Source organism: Acidovorax sp. Leaf191 (assembly GCF_001424425.1).
Classification (GTDB): domain Bacteria; phylum Pseudomonadota; class Gammaproteobacteria; order Burkholderiales; family Burkholderiaceae_C; genus Acidovorax.
In genome coordinates this window covers 234,450-251,390 of the sequence record NZ_LMPT01000019.1, presented here as the reverse complement: position 1 = coordinate 251,390, position 16,941 = coordinate 234,450, and the positions used below count along the sequence as shown (strand labels likewise).

The following is a 16,941-nucleotide window of genomic DNA, read 5'->3' as shown; positions in this document are numbered from 1 at the left end:
ACCTGTCCCTCTGGAGATTTTCATGAAGATCGAAAACGCTGTCGTCCTCATCACCGGTGCCAACCGCGGCATCGGCTTGGCATTTGCCCGCGAGCTGCTCGCCCGCGGCGCACGCAAGGTCTACGCCGGTGCGCGCGACCCTGCCACCGTCGCGCCCCAGCCTGGGGTGCAGGCCCTGCGCCTGGACGTCAACAACCCTGCCGACGTGGCCGCTGCGGCCGCCGCCGCGCCCGATGTGACGCTGGTCATCAACAACGCCGGCATCGCCCAGCCCGGCGGCTTCATGGACGCCGACAGCGAAGAGGTGGCCCGCCGCATCTTCGACACCAACGTCTTTGCCGTGCTGCGCGTGAGCAAGGCCTTTGCACCCATCCTCGCAACTAACGGCGGTGGGGCGCTGCTCAACGTGCTGTCGGTGGCATCGTGGGTCAACGGCGGCGAGCTGGCGGCGTATTCGGCCAGCAAGTCCGCCGCCTGGTCGCTGACCAACGCGCTGCGCCACGAACTGGCGGCGCAAAAGACGCAGGTGCTGGGCCTGCACATGGCCTATGTCGATACCGACCTGACGCGCGGCTTCGACGTCCCCAAGTCGAGCCCGGAGCAGATCGTGCAGCGCGCGCTGGACGGCCTGGCCGCCGGTGCGGACGAAGTGCTGGCCGATGAGCTCACGCAGCACGTCAAGCTGTCGATGACGGCCACGCGGCCGAGCTACCTGCCGCAGCCCGCCTGAGACACCACCGACTTCCCCGGCTGAACCGGCCGCTTCCATTCGCCCCGCCAGATCGAAAGGTCTGGCGGGGCGGCTGAGTTTGGCAGCGGCCATCGGGTGGTGCGGCCTGGATGCCGGGGCACTTCCACGGCCCGCGCTTATGCCGTGGTGGCTGCAACTCATGCCCCATACATCTAAGTCAAAGCTTATGAATAATGACCATTTATTCGTATAAGAAACTTAATTTACATTGCTTCTGGTTGTTTAGTTTTGTGGGTGCACAGCGGGTGGCCCGGTGCGACAGATCGTTGTCGACACGGGCCTCCGCCCCAGCATCCGCCCATTTTTTTCCTATCTTCCAGGAGCCTTTTCATGTCCATCCAAGCCATCAACGTCCGCAACCAGTTCAAGGGCAAAGTGCGCGAGATCATTCGCGGCGACGTCGTCTCCGAAGTCGATGTCGAAACCCCCTGGGGCATCGTCACGTCGGTCATCACCACCCGCTCGGTGGACGACCTGGCCCTGGTCGTGGGCTCCGATGTGGTGGCGCTCGTCAAGTCCACCGAAGTCTCCATCGCCAAGCTCTGACCCGGAAGCAGCCATGACCGAGACACGGACTTCGCCATCGTCGACAGAGTTGTCGCGCCAGCGGCGCACGCTGCTGGGCCGCGCTGCGGCCAGCGTGTGCGCGCTGGCCTGCGGTGTGGGCGGTGCCCCGGCCGCGTGGGCCCAGGCGACGGCGGTGCCCGAGTCTTCGCGCATCCTGGTCGGCTTTGGCGCGGGCGGCGGCATCGACCTGCTGGCCCGCGTGCTGGCCGAGCGCATCCCCGCGCACCTGGGCGGCAAGCACAACATCATCGTGGACAACCGGCCCGGTGCCGGCGGCCAGATCGCGGCGCAGGCGCTGCTGTCGGCGCCTGCGGACGGCAGCACCTTCCTGATTGCTCCGCTGATCACGCCGGTGCTCTCGCAGATCGTCTACAAGAAGCCGGGCTACGACCCCGCCAAGGATTTCACGCCGGTGGGACTGCTCGCGCACTTCCAGTTCGCGCTGGCCGTGCCCGCCAACCACCCGGCACGCAACGTGGCCGAGTTCGTGGCCTGGCTCAAGGCGCACCCTGACCGCGCCAACTTCGGCAGCCCGGCGGCGGGCAGCCTGCCGCATTTCTTCGGACTGCTGCTGGGCGGCGCGGCGCAGATCGACATCGTGCACATCGCCTACAAGGGCGGCGGGCCCATGCTGTCGGACCTGGCGGGCGGGCAGATCAGCTCGGCCATCCAGACCACCACCGAGCTGCTGCCGCTGCACAAGCAGGGCAAGATCCGCATCCTGGGCACCTTCTCGGAAAAGCGCACGCGCGAACTGCCCGACGTGCCCACCTTCGCCGAGTCCGGCTACCCCAAGGCCGTGGGCAGCGGCTGGTACAGCCTGTGGGCCCGCAGCGGCACGCCGGCAGCCACCGTCACCGCTTTCAACCGTGCGCTCAACAAGGCGCTGGCAGACCCGGTGGTCAAGGCACGGTTCGACGAGATCGCGCTCGACCCGGACCCGCGCACGCCGCAAGCCCTGGAGCAGCTGCGCGTGGCCGAGATCGCCAAATGGCGGCCGGTGATCGAGTCGTCCGGGTTCTGGGCGGATTGACCGTGGCCCAGGCTCCCAACATCGTTTTCATCCTGGCCGACGACCTGGGCTGGGCGGACCTGGGCGTCTACGGCGCCACGGACTTCGCCACGCCCCACCTGGACCGCCTGGCCGGGCAGGGCGTGCGGTTCACGCAGGCGTACGCCAATTCGGCGGTTTGCTCGGCCACGCGCATCGCGCTCATCACCGGCCGCTACCAGTACCGGCTGCGCGCGGGGCTCGAAGAGCCCATCGCCTTGCGCGACACCGGCCTGGGCTTGCCGCCCGAGCACCCTACGCTGCCGTCGCTGCTCAAAGCCGCGGGCTACGACACGGCCCTCATCGGCAAGTGGCACCTGGGCCTGCCGCCGCAGTACGGGCCGCTGCAGAGCGGCTACGACCGCTTCTTCGGCAACCTGCACGGTGCCATCGACTACTTCACGCACAAGCCCGGCGTGGGCGACGACGTGGCGCGCGACCTGTGGGAGAACGAGGTGCCCGTGGAGCGCGCCGGCTACTACACCCAGGTGCTGGCCGACGAGGCCACGGCGTACATCAACGCCCGCGCAGGGCAGGGTGCCGACGAGCGCAAGCCGTTCTTCCTGTCGTTGCACTTCACCGCGCCGCACTGGCCCTGGGAAGGGCCGGGCGACGAGGCCGTGGCGCACCAGATCAAGAGCCTGTTCCACTACGACGGCGGCAGCCTGCGCAAATACGGCGAGATCGTCGAGGCGCTCGATGCCGCGGTGGGCCAGGTGCTCGCGGCGCTCCATGATGTGGGCGAGGCCGACAGCACCATCGTCGTCTTCACCAGCGACAACGGCGGCGAGCGCTTCTCCAAGACTTGGCCCTTCACCGGCCAGAAGACCGAGCTGCTCGAAGGCGGCCTGCGCGTGCCCACGCTCTTGCGCTGGTCCGCACGCATCGCGCCGCAGGTGCAGCACCAGGTCACCGCATCGATGGACTGGCTGCCCACGCTGCTGGCCGCTGCTGGGTTGTCGCCGCATGCGGACTACCCGAGCGATGGCGAGAACATCCTGCCGGTGCTGCAAGGCGCTGCGCCCGTGCACTCGCGCACGCTGTACTGGCGCTACAAGGCGCAGGCCCAGCGCGCGGTGCGCGACGGCGACTGGAAATACCTCAAGGTCAATGACAACGAGTTTTTGTTCGACGTGGCCGAGGACGAACGCGAACGCGCCAACCTGCGCGATCTTGAGCCCGCGGTCTTCGCGCGCCTGAAGACGCAGTGGGCCGCGTGGGACGCGCAGTTCTTGCCCATCACCGACGACGTCTACACCCATGGCGTGACGCCCGACATCCAGGCCGACCGCTACGTGCCGCACCGGCTCACGCGGGGATAGCCTCAGGTCGCAGCGCAGCCTCACGCGTTGCGGTGGTGCCAGAAGAAAAGGCGAGCCACGGCTCGCCTTTTTGCGTTCTGGTCGGCAGCCCGGTACGCACCAAACGCCTACCGCCCGCTGCCTACCGCTTGGCACGCGCCCGCGCAGGCACGGGCGCGCAATCCGCACACCGCCCGTACAGCGTCAGCTCGTGCCGCTCCACGGTGAAGCCCTTGGGCGCCAAGTTGCGCAGATCGCCGGGGCACTCGTGCACGTCGAACACCCGCGAGCACACCGTGCATTGAAAGTGATGGTGGTGGTCGTGCGCGGAGGACTCGTACCGCGGGCTCTCGCCCGGCAGGTTCACCACCTGCACCGACCCGTCTTCCACCAGCGCCTTGATGTTGCGATAGACCGTCGCCAAGCCCAGGCCCTGCACGCTCTCCCTCGCACTGTCCAGCACCTCTTGCGGTGTCAGCGGGCGGTGTGCGTCCGCAATGGCGGCGTGGATGGCGGTGCGTTGCTTGGTGGATCGTTCCATCGGCGAAGACAGGGTGGCGTGGGGCAGAGGAATGCGAATTATCGGTGACTGCACTCCCTGCGGCCCGCGATGCCGGGCGTGTGGTTTCTTCTGCGGGCCACCGGATGGGTTCTTTTTGATATCGATAATGCATTATCATTAAAGGCTGATCTGGCGTCGCCAGGTTTTTGCGCCGATCGCTGGTTGCCCTTGTGCCCCTGTGCCTCGGTGCAGTAGCCAGCTTGCCCCTTTTCCCGCGCCTGACTGGAGAACCTCCCCGTGCTCGAAGCCATCGGCCTGACCAAACGCTACGGCGACCACACCGCCCTGCACCCGCTCGACCTGTGCATTCGCCCGGGCGAAATCTATTGCCTGCTGGGCGCCAATGGCGCGGGCAAGACGACCACCGTCAACCTGTTCCTCAATTTCATCGACCCCGACGGAGGGCAGGCGCTGATCCACGGCGTGGACGTGACGCGCGAGCCTGTGGCCACCAAGCAGTGCCTGGCCTACATCCCCGAGCAGGTGAACCTGTACGGCACGCTGACCGGGCTGGAGAACCTGCGCTACTTCGCGGCGCTGGCCCTGGGCGAGCCGCCGCCGCGCACGCGCTTGCTGGAGCTGATGGCCCAGGTGGGGCTCGACGCCGGCGCGGCCGACAAGCGGGTGGCCGCGTATTCCAAAGGCATGCGCCAGAAGATCTGGATCGCCGTGGCACTGGCCAAGGACGCCAAGGCGCTGCTGCTGGACGAGCCCACCTCGGGCCTGGACCCGCATGCCGCGGCCGAGTTCACCACGCTGCTGCAGCGCGCGAGCGACGCGGGCGTGGCCATCCTGGCCACCACGCACGACCTGTTCCACGCCAAGCAGACGGCCACGCGCATCGGCATCATGAAGCAGGGGCGCCTGGTCGAGAGCCTGGACAGCCAGCAGATCAGCGACACCGACCTGCAGGCCCTGTACCTGCGGCACATGCGGGGCGGCCAATGATCTGGCTGATCGCGTTCAAGGACCTGCGCGAGCGCCTGCGCGACGGGCGGCTGTACTGGGCCGGCGGCATGGTCATGCTGCTGCTGTTCACCGCGCTGGTGGTGGGCTACGGCCACCAGAAGGAGGCACGCGCAGAGCAGGCCGCGGCCCAGAACTCCGACTACCAGGACTGGCTGCGGCAGGGCGCGCGCCACCCGCACGACGCGGCGCACCAGGGCATGCACGCCTTCAAGCCCGACGCGGCGCTGGCGCTGCTCGACCCCGGCATCAACCCCTACATCGGCAGCACCGTGTGGCTGCAGGCGCACCGGCAAAGCGAGGTGAAGTTCCGCCCCGCGCAGGACGCCACCGGCCTGCAGCGCTTCGGCGATTTGTCGGTGGGCTGGATCCTGCAGGTGCTGGGCCCCTTGCTGGTGGTGGTGCTGGGCTTCAACGCCTTTGCGGGCGAGCGCGAGCAGGGCATCCTGCGCCAGACGCTGAGCCTGGGCGTGCCGCCGCTGCGCCTGTTGTGGGGCAAGGCGGCCGCTTTGGGCCTGGGCCTGGCGGCGCTGCTGCTGCCGGCCGCCTTGATCGCGGCGGCGGTGGTGGCCCTGTCTGCCGCCAGTGGCGAGCGCGGCGACGCCTTGCTGCGCTTTGCGGCCCTCGCGCTGGGCTATGCGCTGTACCTGGCGATCTTCGTGTTCGCCACGCTCGGTGTGTCGGCCGCATCGCGCACCTCGCGCGTGGCCATCACCGTGCTGCTGGCGCTGTGGATCGCCAACACCGTGGTGGCGCCGCGCGTGATGTCCGAGCTGTCGCGCGCCGTGTTCCCCAGCCCGACGCGGCTCGCATTCAACCAGGCGCTGGACGCCGACCGCAAGGCGACTTCTGACAAGGTATGGATGCAGGCCTTCGGCACCACCGAGCGCTGGAGCCGCGATGTGCCCCTGAACAAATGGGGCATTGCGCTCAAGCTCGACGACCAGTTCAGCTATGCCGTGTACGACCGCCACTTCGGCCGGCTGTGGGACACCTGGGAGAACCAGCAGGCGGTGCAGGAAGCCGGTGGCCTGCTGATGCCGCTGCTGGCCATACGCACCTTCTCCACCGCCATGGCGGGCACCGACTTCGTGCACCACCGTGACTTCACCACCGCTGCGGAGCGCCACCGCCGCGTCATCCAGGACATCGTGAGCCAGGACCTGGTGGAGCACGCCGACCCGCTGGGCCACCAGCACTTCGCCTACCAGGCCAGCCCGTCGCTGTGGGCGCGGGTGCCGGCTTTTGAATACCACGCGCCCTCCGTGGGCTGGGCGCTGGCCCGCAGCGGTGCGAGCCTGGCGGTGCTGTGCGCCAGCCTGGCGCTCGCCGTGGCCTTCGCCTGGGCTGCCGTGGCGCGCCAACGGGCGCTGTAAGGAAAACCCCGTGCAAGCATTTCAGTTCCAACGATTTCGCATGGTCGCCCGGCAGGAGCTGCGCCTGCTGCTCAAGGAGCGCAGCCTCTGGTGGGTGGGCGGCCTGTTCCTGCTGCTCATCGGCTATGCGCTCTTCAACGGCGTGCTGCAGACCACGCAGCGCGACAGCGCGCAGGCGGCCCTGGTGGCGGCCGATGCGCAGGCGCGCGCTGGCCAACTGGCGCAGCTCCAGCGCATCATGGCGGGCACCGAAACCCCCACGCCGTTCGGCAACCCGGCCAACCCCGCCAACATGGCCGGCGGGCTGGGCGCGCACTACGCCGTCATGCCCAGCGCCGCGCTGGCGCCGGTGGCCCTGGGGCAGACCGACCTGTTCCCGTCGCAGTTCAAGGTCACGCACCAGAGCAAGGTCAACTTCCTGCACCACAACGACATCGAGAACCCCTGGCACCTGCTCAGTGGGCACTTCGACCTGGCGTTCGTGGTGGTGTACCTGCTGCCGCTGCTGATCTTCGCGCTGAGCTACAACCTGCTGTCCGGCGAGAAGGAAGACGGCACCCTGCGCCTGCTGCTCTCGCAGCCGCTGGCCTTGCCGACGCTGATTGCCGGCAAGATCGCGTTGCGCGCCGCGGTGCTGCTGGGCGCCGCCGTGCTGGTGCCGCTGGCGGTGCTGCTGGTGGCCCGCCCCCAGGCCCTGGCCATGCCCGGCGCCACGCTGTGGTGGGCGCTGGTGGTGGGGGCGTATGCGCTCTTCTGGTTCACGGCGGTGGTGGCGGTCAATGCCTTCGGCCGGTCTTCGGCCACCAATGCGATGGTGCTCATCATCGGCTGGGTGGTGCTGGTGCTGGTGGTGCCGGTGCTGCTGAACATCGCGGTCACGCACACCAGCCCGGCGCCCTCGCGCGCTGAGCTGGCCACCCGCACCCGCGTGGTCACCGCGCAGGCCATGTCGCAGAACGCCGCGCTGCTGGCCACCGACTACGAGCATGTGGACAAGCCCGACGTGCTGGTGCCCAAGGACGGCCGTCTGGCCATGAGCGGGCGGGCCATGGCCAACTACCGCATCCAGCGCCAGGTGGACGACACGCTGCAGCCCGAGCTGGACCGCTTCGATGCGCAGCAGGCGCAGCAACAGGCACTGGTGGCGCGCTGGAGCGCCGTGTCGCCTGCGGCCGTGGCGTACGAGGGCATCACCGCGCTGGCGGGCACGGGGCACAGCCGCAACGCCTGGTTCATGGCGCAGATCACGGCCTACCACCAGGCGTGGAAGGACTTCTTCTTTCCCCGCATCGACGGCGGCCTGGCCATCACCGAGGCGGACTTCGCGCGCATCCCCGCGTTTGCATGGCGCGACGAAGCGCCGGGCACCGTGCAGGCCCAGGCCGCACGGGCCGTGCTGCAGCTGCTGCTGCCCACGCTCGTTCTGTTGGGCGTAGCGCTCTGGCGGCTGCGCCGCTACCGCGTCGTCTAGCGCATCCATCCAACACCGAACAACAAACCCGAGAGGAAAAATCCATGACCCCCTTCACCCGCACCGCCGTGGCGCTGGCGGTGGCCGCTGCCACGCACGCCAGCTGGGCCCAGACGCCAGAGCCCGACCGCGAGTTGCCCGCGGTCAGCATCGTGGGCGGGCAGGACCGCGACAGCCTGCAGCTGGACCAGCGCAGCACCAGCGCATCCCGCCTGGGCCTCACGCTGCGCGAAACCCCCGCGTCGGTGGAGATCCTTTCGCAGGACGTGATCCAGGAGCGCGGCGCACGCACCCTGAGCGAGGCATTGCGCGGTGCGGCCGGCATGGCGGGCGGGGGCACGCCCGCCGCACCCACCACGCTGTCGATGCGCGGCTTCACCAACGTGCTGTACCTGTACGACGGCGTGCGCATGTCCGGCGCGGGCGTGACCAACCGGGTGCAAGACACCTGGAACTACGAGCGCATCGAGGTGCTCAAGGGCCCGGCGTCGGTGCTGCAGGGCGACAGCGCCATCGGCGGCATCGTCAACTTCCAGACCAAGCGGCCTGACCGCAACAACCCCGGGCGCGAGGCCCTGCTGTCCTACGGCAGCTACGGCTCCACCCGGGCGGCGGTGGGCCTGGGCGGCGCCGTGGGGGAGACAGGCGCCTACCGCATCGACTACAGCCGCAACGACACCCGCGTGGGCACCATCGACCGCAACAGCGAAAGGCTCGAGCACCTGACCACCGGCGTGTCGTTCGAGCTGGCGCGCGCCACCCGGCTCGATGTGTCGTTCGACTATGCCCGCGACGAAGGCCACGCCTACTGGGGTACGCCGCTCATTCCCGGCAGCCTGGCGACCCAGCCCACCGGCGTGGTCAGCACGCCCGACGGCCGGGTGGTGGACCGGCGCATCGCACGCAACAACTACAACATCCTGGACGACAAGAACCAGTCCGAGGCCTACTGGCTGCGCGCGCGCATCACCCACCGCCTGACACCCGAGTGGACGCTGCGCAACGAGCTCACGGCCAACCAGGTCGACCGCCTGTGGCGCAATTCGGAAAGCGCGGTGTTCACCGCCCCCGCGTCCATCACGCGCGACCAGACCACCATCGCGCACGACCAGCGCTACCTGTCCAACCGGCTGGATGCCTCGCACACAGGGCGCCTGGCGGGCATGGCGAACAGGTTCGTGGTGGGCGGCGAGATCAGCAAGACCGAATTCGACAACACGCGGCGCTTTTCCAACGGCTCGGCGGCCACTGCTGCCAGCCTGCGCGTGCCGCTGTTCGACCCGGCCGTGGGCACCTACAACGACGACCCGGCGCTGATGGCGGGCGGCGGCAACCGCACCAACTTCACCTCGGACGTGCGCAGCACCTCGGTGTTTGCCGAAGACTCGCTCAAGCTCACCCCGGCCTGGACGCTGGTGGGCGGCCTGCGCCACGACCGCGTGGATGTGGACCGCAGCGTGGCCGACCTCAACCTCGGCACGTTCAGCGCCTTCGGCACACAGTACTCTTCCAACTCCGCGCGGCTGGGCACGGTGTTCGACCTCAGCGCGGCATCGTCCGTCTACGCGCAGTACACCAACGCCACCATTCCGGTGGGCTCGCTCTTCCTGCTGTCGGCGGGCAATGCGGCGTTTCCACAGTCCAAGGGCCAACAGCTGGAAGTGGGCTTCAAGCAAAGCCTGGCCAGCGTGGAATGGACGGCGGCGGCCTATCACATCGCGCTCGACAACGTGCTTTCCCGCGACCCGAACAACGCCAACGTCACCATCAACAACGGCCGGCAGTCGTCGCGCGGGGTGGAGTTGGCCGCCGCCTGGCGCGCGACCCGGCAGCTCACGCTGTCGGGCAACGTGGCGGCGCTGGATGCGCGCTTCGACACGCTGACCGAGGCGGGCGGCGTATCGCGCGTGGGCAACACGCCGCCCAATGTGCCCGAGCGCATCGTGAACCTGTTCGCCAACTACCGGTTCAAGGATCTGCCGCTCGATCTGTTCCTGTCCGTCAACCACACCGGCAAGATGTACACCGACAACGCCAACCAGATCCGCATCAACGGCCACACCACGGCCGACGTGGCGGCCAGCTGGCGCATCAAGCCGGTGCTGCTGACCTTCCGTGTGCGCAACCTCACCGACAAGCTCTATGCCAGCTTCGCAGGCCGGGCCACGAGCCAGGTGCTGATCGCGCCGCAGCGCACCTTCGAGCTGTCTGCCCGGTATGACTTCTGACGCGAGGGCTTTACCGTGCCCCTAGAATCGCCCCGTTGGTGCTCGCAGCATGGTTCGCATGCCGCAGTTCAACGGGAAGCAGGGAGGCACCACCGAACAGGACCGTGCCGCGCCTGCGCTGCCCCCGCAACGGTCAACGGATGGGTCGCCACCTCGGCAGCCCGCTCCCCTTACGCACAGCCACTGGGTTGCCTTGAACAAGCACCTGGGAAGGCTTTGGGGGATTCTTCCGCCAGCCCGGATACCGGCCAACAAGTGGGTGGAGCTCCTATGGAGCGCTGCCATAACGCTCAAGCGCTGGCGGGAGGCCGGCGCCGGGCCTATTTGTTTTCCATCATCGTATGAGCCACTCTTTTCATCCCCTGCGGATGGCCGTCCTGCCGTGGGCACTGGCCGCTGCATTCCCTTCGCATGCCCAGACCGCAGGCACCTTGCCCGATGTCGTCGTGAAGGAGTCCGCCACGCCCGGCCCGCTGCTCGATCAGCGAGCCGACGGCGCATCGCGCCTGGGCCTCACGGTGCGTGAGACACCCGCGTCCATCGACGTGGTGCCGCGCGAGGTGCTGGCCGAGCGCGGCCTGCGCACGGTGACCGAAGCCGCCCAGGCCGCAGTCGGGGTGACGGCCGGGGACTTTCCGGCAGAGCCCAGCGCGTTCTCGATGCGCGGCTTTGCCAACAGCCAGATCAACACGCTGTACAACGGCATCAAGATCGGTCCGCCCAACATGACATCGCGTGTGATGGACGCGGCCAATCTGGAGCGCATCGAGTTCTTGAAGGGCGCGGCATCGCTGATGTCGGGCGAGGGCGCCGTGGGCGGTGCCGTCAACTTCGTCACCCGCGCGCCGCACCGCGGCGCGGTGCAGAGCGAAGTGACCGGTGCGGTCGGCTCGTTCGGCGAGCGGCGCGTGGCCTTCGGCTCGGGCGGCACCACGGCCTGGAAGGACCTGGACTACCGCATCGACGTGAGCGGCTCGAACAGCGACGGCTTCGTCCACGACACCGGCCAGCGCAACCGCCACATCTCGGGCGGGCTCGACTGGCACGTGGCGCCGGGCGTCAAGCTCTTCGTGGCCGGCGAGGCCAAGCGCGACAACGGCAGCAGCTACTGGGGCACGCCGCTGGTGTCGGCCAACGCCCCGGGCATCCAGCCGGTGGGCGGTGTGGTGTCGGGCACCTACACCTCCAATTACAACGGCACGAACCTGGGCCCGGTGGCCATCGACCGCCGCACGCTGCGCACCAACTACAACGTGCTCGATAACCGCAACGAGGCGCGCGAGACCTGGCTGCGCGCGGGCGCCGACTGGCGCATCGACAGCGCCTTCACGCTGCGCACCCAGTTCTACCGCTACACCGCCGACCGCACCTGGTTCAACAACGAGATCGCCGCGTTCAACGCCACCACGGGCCTGGTGGACCGCGAGCGCTTCTTCCTGGCGCACGACCAGACATCGGTGGGCAACAAGACCGAGCTGCAGTGGGACAGCCAGGTGGCGGGCCGCGACAACCGCCTGGTGGCGGCGTTCGAGTACAGCGACCTCGACTTCATCCGCCCCGGTGCGGCCAACTTCCCCGGCGACAGTGTGAGCCTGGTGAACCCCGCGCGAGGCACCTACGGTCCGCTCACCCAGCAGCGGCAGACCACCGGCATCCGCAACACCGTGCTGGCGCTGGAAGACCGCCTCAAGCTCACGCCCACCGTGGCGCTCATCGGCGGCGTGCGGCACGAGTCCATCGAGCTTTCGCGTACCTCGGCCAACGCCCAGGGCGTGCAGCGCAACGGCTTTCCGTTCGACAAGACCTGGCACCCCACCACCGGGCGCCTGGGCTTCACCTGGGAAGCTGCGGCGGGCACCACCGTGTACGGCCAGTACGGCACGGGCGCCGACGTGGCGGCCAACAACATCTTCCTGCTCAGCGGCACGCAGCCGCTGGACCTCACCCGCACCCGCAACGCCGAGGTGGGCGTGAAGCAGGGCTTCTGGCAGGACCGTGGCGAGTGGACCTTCGCGCTGTACGACACCAAGCGCCGCAACGTGTACGCCGGGCAGGGCGGTCAGACGCTGGCGCGCGCCGGCGCCCTGCAGTCGCGCGGGGCCGAGGCCTCGGTCGCGTTGCGGCCCGATGCGCAGTGGAGCGTGTGGGGCAACCTGGCGCTCAACCGCGCGCGCTACCAGGACTACGCGCTGGCCGGCGGCGGGTCGCTGTCGGGCCACACGCCGCCCAACGGGCCGCGCGTGGTGGCCAATGCGGGCGTGGGATACCGCTTTGTGGCGGGCGTGCCGATGCAGCTGTCGGCCTCGGTGCGGCACGTGGGCGAGCGCTTTCACAGCGACGCTAACACCGTGCGCCTTGCAGCCTACACCGCGCTGGATGCGGCTTTGACGGTGGACGTGGCGCGCGGCGTGCAGGTCACGCTGCGGGGCCGCAACCTGGCCAACCGCGTGTACGCGGCGTGGTCGGACCCGTTCTACCCCGACCAGATCCTGTTGGGCGCGCCGCGCAGCGTCGAGCTGGCCGTGCGCTGGGCGCTATAAGCTCGCCGCATGTCTCCACCCCTGGCCACGACCACCCCCGTGCTGCAACTGCAAGCCGCAGGCTTTTGCACCGATGGCGGCCGCGAGCTGCTGACGCCCATCGATGCCACCGTGCACCGTGGTGAATGCGTGGCCCTGGTGGGGCCCAACGGCGCGGGCAAAAGCACGCTGCTGAAAATGCTGTGCGCACGCATCGCGGCCACGCAGGGCACGGTGCGGGTGCAGGGGCACGACCTGGCCGGCTGGCCCGCGCCGGACCGCGCACGCCACGTGGCGGTGCTGGCGCAGTCCGAATCGGTGGACCTGGGCCTGCTGGTGCGCGACTACGTGGCCATCGGCCGGCTGCCGCACCAGCACCGCGTGGCCCGCGCCGAACACGCGCGGGTGGTGGACGCCGCGCTGCGCACCTGCCGGATCGACACCCTGGCCGCGCGCAGGCTCTCCACCTTGTCGGGCGGCGAGCGCCAGCGCGCGCACCTGGCGCGGGCGCTGGCGCAAGAGCCCACGCTGCTGCTGCTGGACGAACCCACCAACCACCTGGACCTGGCGGCCCGCGCCGACCTGCTGGCGCTGGTGCGCGGCCTGGGCATCACGGTGGTGGCGGCATTGCATGAACTGGGGCTGGTGCCATCCTTTGCCGACCGGGTGTGGATGCTGCAGGCCGGCCGCCTGGTGGCCGACGGCCCCCCGCGCGAGGCGCTGAGCGCGCAGCGCGTGGCCAGCGTGTTCGGCATGGAGCTGGTGCACACCCGGCACCCACGGCACGGCGGCACGCTGTGGTCGTTTGAAAGAGAGGCCGCGTGATGAAGGCAGTGCTGCAATCCTGGTTGTCGTCCGCATCGCTGCTGCTGGCTTTTGCGGGCCCTGTGGCTGCAGCAGGCCCTGCAGGTGCTGGTATTGGTGCTTCGGGCTTTCCCGTCACCGTCTCCAACTGCGGCGACACCTTGCGCTTCGATGCCCCGCCGCAACGCCTGGTGGTGCACGACCTCAACATGACCGAGATGGCGCTCGCCCTGGGCTTGCGCCCGCAACTGGTGGGCGTGACGGGCATCACCGGCTGGTACAAGTCCGATGCATCGCTGCGCGAGACCCTGGGCGACGTGCCCGAGCTCGCGCCCAAGTACCCCACGCTCGAGAACCTGCTCGCCGCGCGGCCCGACCTTTTCATGGCGGGCTGGTACTACGGCATGCAGCCCGGGGGCGAGGTCACGCCCACCACGCTGGCGCGCCACGGCATCAAGACCCTGGTGCTCACCGAAAGCTGCTCGCACACGCTGCGCGACAAGCCCCGTGCCACCCTGGACCTGCTCTACGGCGACATGCTGCGCCTGGGCACCGTGTTCGGCCGCCGCGATGCCGCCGAGCGGCTGGTGGCCCAGTGGCAGGCGCGCGTGCGGGCCGCGGCACGGCCCGCGCTGCCGGCGGTACCGCGCGTGTTCGTCTACGACTCGGGCGAGGACAAGCCCTTCACCGCCGGGCGCGCCGCCATGCCCACGGCGCTGATCGACGCCGCGGGTGGCCGCAACGTGATGGACGGCCTGCCCATGAGCTGGGGCACCGCGTCGTGGGAGGCCGTGGCGGCCAGCAACCCGCAGTTCATCGTGCTGCTCGACTACCAGAACGGCCAGGGCCCCGACCACCTGCGCCAGGTGCTGCAGTCGCACCCGGCCATGCGGCTCACCGACGCGGTGCGCAACGGCCGCTTCATCCCGCTGCGCTATGCCGAGCTCACGCCCGGCCCGGCCAACATCGGCGCCATCGAGAAGATTGCCCGCGCGCTGCGGGCCGTGCCATGACGCTACCGCGCTGGGCCCTGCCGCTGGCCGCCGGGGCCGTGCTGCTGGTGCTGGCCCTGCTGTCGCTAACGATGGGCAGCACCCCGGTCGCGTGGCACGAGGCCCTGGCTGCGCTGGCGCCCCCCGGGGGTAGGGGCGCGGACGACGCCATGGCCCAGGCCATCGTGCGCGACCTGCGGCTGCCGCGCGTGCTGCTGGCGCTGCTGGTGGGCGCCACGCTGGCCATGGTGGGCAGCCTGTTGCAGACCGTCACCCGCAACGACCTGGCCGACCCGTTTCTGTTCGGGCTGTCGTCGGGCGCATCGGCGGGTGCGGTGGCAGTGCTGGCCTGGGCGGGTGATTCGCTGGGCGCCTGGACCTTGCCGCTGGCCACCTTCGCCGGGGCCATGGTGGCCGCGGCGGCCGTGCTGCTGCTGGTGCGCCGTGCGGTGGGGCAGGGCCCGGCGCAGACGGTGCTAGCGGGGTTGTCGGTGTCTTTCCTGTTCGGCGCGCTGACGCACGCGCTGGTGTTTGCCGGCGACCAGCGTGCGGCGCATGCCGTGGTGTTCTGGTCCATGGGCGGCCTTGGCTTGGCGCGGTGGGACAACCTGTGGCTGGCACTGGCGGGCCTGCTGGTGGTGGCGGCCTTCGTGGCGCTGCGGCACCGCGCGCTCGACGCGCTGCTGGCGGGCGACGACACCGCGCACAGCGTGGGCGTGGCGCCCGAGCGGCTGCGGGTGCAGGTCTTTCTCGTCGCTGCCGTGGCGGCCGCCTGCTGCGTGGCGCTGACAGGGGTGATCGGCTTTGTGGGGCTGATGGTGCCGCACGTGGCGCGGCGCTTTGTGGGCCCGCTGCATGCGGCGTTCGTGCCGTGCGCCGCCTTGCTGGGCGCCACGCTGTTGCTGGGCAGCGACCTGCTGGCCCGCACGGTGCTGGGCGCGCAGGAGCTGCCCGTGGGTGTCGTCACCGCGGGGCTGGGCGCCGTGTTCGTGATGCTCTGGCTGCGGCGCATCGCGGTGCGCTAAGGCTGGGCCCAGGTACCCGGCCGTCCAACGGCCATCGATTCACTTCCCCCAAAAGAGTTGGCACCTTGGGAGCCGCTTCGGGCGGCGCTTGCGTTCGCCTCCTGCTCGCGCTGCAGCCAGTCCCACATAGACATTTTGGGCGGAAAGTTATCTCTATATATTGTTTATCGTTTTAAATTCGTTATTTTAAGATTGACAGGTTATTTGAACTACAACATACAGCCTGTGACCTTCTTCGCCCACCCGACCTATCGCCTGGCTGTGCGCGCCCTTAACGCGCCACGCTCGCTTCCCGCCAGGAGCCAGCCATGAACTTCCAACAACTGCGCTCCGTGCGCGAAGCCGTCCGGCGCGGCTTCAACCTGACCGAGGTGGCCAACATGCTGCACACCTCGCAGCCGGGCGTCAGCCGCCAGATCCGCGAGCTGGAGGAAGAGCTGGGTGTGGAGATCTTCGTGCGCGCCGGCAAGCGCCTCACGGGCCTGACCCCACCGGGCGAGGCGCTGCTGCCCACGGTGGAGCGCCTGCTGCTCGAAGCCGACAATTTGAAGCGCGCCGGCCAGGACTTCAGCGCCAGCGCGCAGGGGCGCCTGTCGGTGGCGGCCACCCACTCGCAGGCGCGCTACGCGCTGCCGCAGGTGGTGCGCGACTTCCGGGCGATGTTCCCGCAGGTGTCGCTGCACCTGCACCAGGGCTCGCCGCGCCAGGTGGCCGAGATGCTGATGTCCGGCGAGGCCGACATCGGCGTGGCCACCGAGGCGCTGGCCAGCTACGACGGGCTGGTCACGCTGCCCTGCTACCGCTGGACGCACAGCATCGTCGTGCCCCCGGGCCACCCACTGCTGGACCTGGCGGGCCCCGTGACGCTGGAGCAGCTGGCGGAGCACCCCATCATCACCTACGAGCTGGGCTACACCGGCCGCGCGCACATCGACGAGGCCTTTGCACGCGAAGGCATCGCGCCCGACATCGTGCTCACCGCCATGGACGCCGACGTGATCAAGACCTACGTGGAGCTGGGCATGGGCGTGGGCATCGTCGCGTCCATCGCCGTGGATGCCGAGCGCGACCGCCACCTGCGCCTGATCGACGCGGGCCACCTGTTCGAGGTGAACCTCACGCGCCTGGGCCTGCGCCGCGGGGCCTGGCTGCGCGGCTATGCGTACCACTTCATCGAAAGCTTCGTGCCCACGCTCACCCGCGACGCGGTGGAGAAGGCGGTGCAGCAAAGCGCGCACGGGTTGGGGCAGGGCGGGGGCGATGCGGCAGTGGATGTGGCGGGGGTGGCCCCGGGGCATACCGATATCTGAATTTCTTCGTTGGCGCGG

At 69.4% G+C, this 16,941-nt stretch carries 14 protein-coding genes and 1 riboswitch; of the genes, 13 read left to right on the top strand and 1 reads right to left on the bottom strand.

The features are described 5' to 3' along the window. Nucleotides 1-22: 22 nt before the first annotated feature. The 4 genes from ASG27_RS15185 (at nucleotide 23) to ASG27_RS15170 (ending at nucleotide 3,691) form a co-directional block, all read left to right on the top strand. On the top strand, nucleotides 23-730 hold the full coding sequence (locus ASG27_RS15185) for an SDR family oxidoreductase (protein ID WP_056421278.1): 708 nt from the start codon (nucleotides 23-25) through the stop codon (nucleotides 728-730). A gap of 351 nt (nucleotides 731-1,081) precedes the next feature. Continuing rightward, complete coding sequence (locus tag ASG27_RS15180) at nucleotides 1,082-1,297, top strand: TOBE domain-containing protein (RefSeq protein ID WP_056168199.1); 216 nt, start codon at nucleotides 1,082-1,084, stop codon at nucleotides 1,295-1,297. A gap of 13 nt (nucleotides 1,298-1,310) precedes the next feature. After that, nucleotides 1,311-2,351, top strand: coding sequence for a Bug family tripartite tricarboxylate transporter substrate binding protein (locus tag ASG27_RS15175; RefSeq protein ID WP_082486094.1), 1,041 nt, complete (start codon nucleotides 1,311-1,313; stop codon nucleotides 2,349-2,351). Further along, complete coding sequence (locus tag ASG27_RS15170; RefSeq protein ID WP_056421329.1) at nucleotides 2,309-3,691, top strand: sulfatase family protein; 1,383 nt, start codon at nucleotides 2,309-2,311, stop codon at nucleotides 3,689-3,691. Before ASG27_RS15175 ends, ASG27_RS15170 begins: the two co-directional genes overlap by 43 nt. A gap of 121 nt (nucleotides 3,692-3,812) precedes the next feature. Here the strand turns inward: ASG27_RS15170 and ASG27_RS15165 are convergent, their stop codons facing one another. Further along, nucleotides 3,813-4,211, bottom strand: coding sequence for a Fur family transcriptional regulator (locus ASG27_RS15165; RefSeq protein WP_056421279.1), 399 nt, complete (start codon nucleotides 4,209-4,211; stop codon nucleotides 3,813-3,815). A gap of 258 nt (nucleotides 4,212-4,469) precedes the next feature. Between ASG27_RS15165 and ASG27_RS15160 the strand changes: the two genes are divergently transcribed. The 9 genes from ASG27_RS15160 (at nucleotide 4,470) to ASG27_RS15120 (ending at nucleotide 16,923) form a co-directional block, all read left to right on the top strand. After that, the gene (locus ASG27_RS15160) at nucleotides 4,470-5,180 is read left to right on the top strand and encodes an ABC transporter ATP-binding protein (protein ID WP_056421280.1); all 711 of its coding nucleotides are present in this window, start codon (nucleotides 4,470-4,472) and stop codon (nucleotides 5,178-5,180) included. Further along, nucleotides 5,177-6,574, top strand: coding sequence for an ABC transporter permease subunit (locus tag ASG27_RS15155; protein ID WP_056421281.1), 1,398 nt, complete (start codon nucleotides 5,177-5,179; stop codon nucleotides 6,572-6,574). The genes ASG27_RS15160 and ASG27_RS15155 overlap by 4 nt, the downstream gene beginning before the upstream one ends. A 40-nt stretch (nucleotides 6,575-6,614) precedes the next feature. After that, nucleotides 6,615-8,045, top strand: coding sequence for an ABC transporter permease subunit (locus ASG27_RS15150; protein WP_056421282.1), 1,431 nt, complete (start codon nucleotides 6,615-6,617; stop codon nucleotides 8,043-8,045). Nucleotides 8,046-8,089: 44 nt separating this feature from the next. Continuing rightward, nucleotides 8,090-10,273 (top strand): TonB-dependent receptor, encoded by a 2,184-nt coding sequence (locus tag ASG27_RS15145; RefSeq protein ID WP_056421283.1) that lies wholly within the window; start codon nucleotides 8,090-8,092, stop codon nucleotides 10,271-10,273. A gap of 22 nt (nucleotides 10,274-10,295) precedes the next feature. Next, nucleotides 10,296-10,540, top strand: a riboswitch (cobalamin riboswitch). Between the two features lie 74 nt (nucleotides 10,541-10,614). Further along, nucleotides 10,615-12,813, top strand: coding sequence for a TonB-dependent receptor (locus ASG27_RS15140; protein WP_082486095.1), 2,199 nt, complete (start codon nucleotides 10,615-10,617; stop codon nucleotides 12,811-12,813). 9 nt (nucleotides 12,814-12,822) lie between these two features. Further along, nucleotides 12,823-13,617: an ABC transporter ATP-binding protein gene (locus tag ASG27_RS15135; RefSeq protein ID WP_056421284.1), complete on the top strand. Its 795-nt coding sequence runs from the start codon at nucleotides 12,823-12,825 to the stop codon at nucleotides 13,615-13,617. Next, entirely contained in the window at nucleotides 13,617-14,609 is a 993-nt protein-coding gene (locus ASG27_RS15130; protein ID WP_082486096.1) for an ABC transporter substrate-binding protein, read from the top strand. Before ASG27_RS15135 ends, ASG27_RS15130 begins: the two co-directional genes overlap by 1 nt. After that, nucleotides 14,606-15,613, top strand: coding sequence for a FecCD family ABC transporter permease (locus tag ASG27_RS15125; RefSeq protein WP_056421285.1), 1,008 nt, complete (start codon nucleotides 14,606-14,608; stop codon nucleotides 15,611-15,613). The genes ASG27_RS15130 and ASG27_RS15125 overlap by 4 nt, the downstream gene beginning before the upstream one ends. A gap of 308 nt (nucleotides 15,614-15,921) precedes the next feature. Beyond that, nucleotides 15,922-16,923 (top strand): CysB family HTH-type transcriptional regulator, encoded by a 1,002-nt coding sequence (locus ASG27_RS15120; protein ID WP_235504133.1) that lies wholly within the window; start codon nucleotides 15,922-15,924, stop codon nucleotides 16,921-16,923. Nucleotides 16,924-16,941 lie beyond the last annotated feature (18 nt).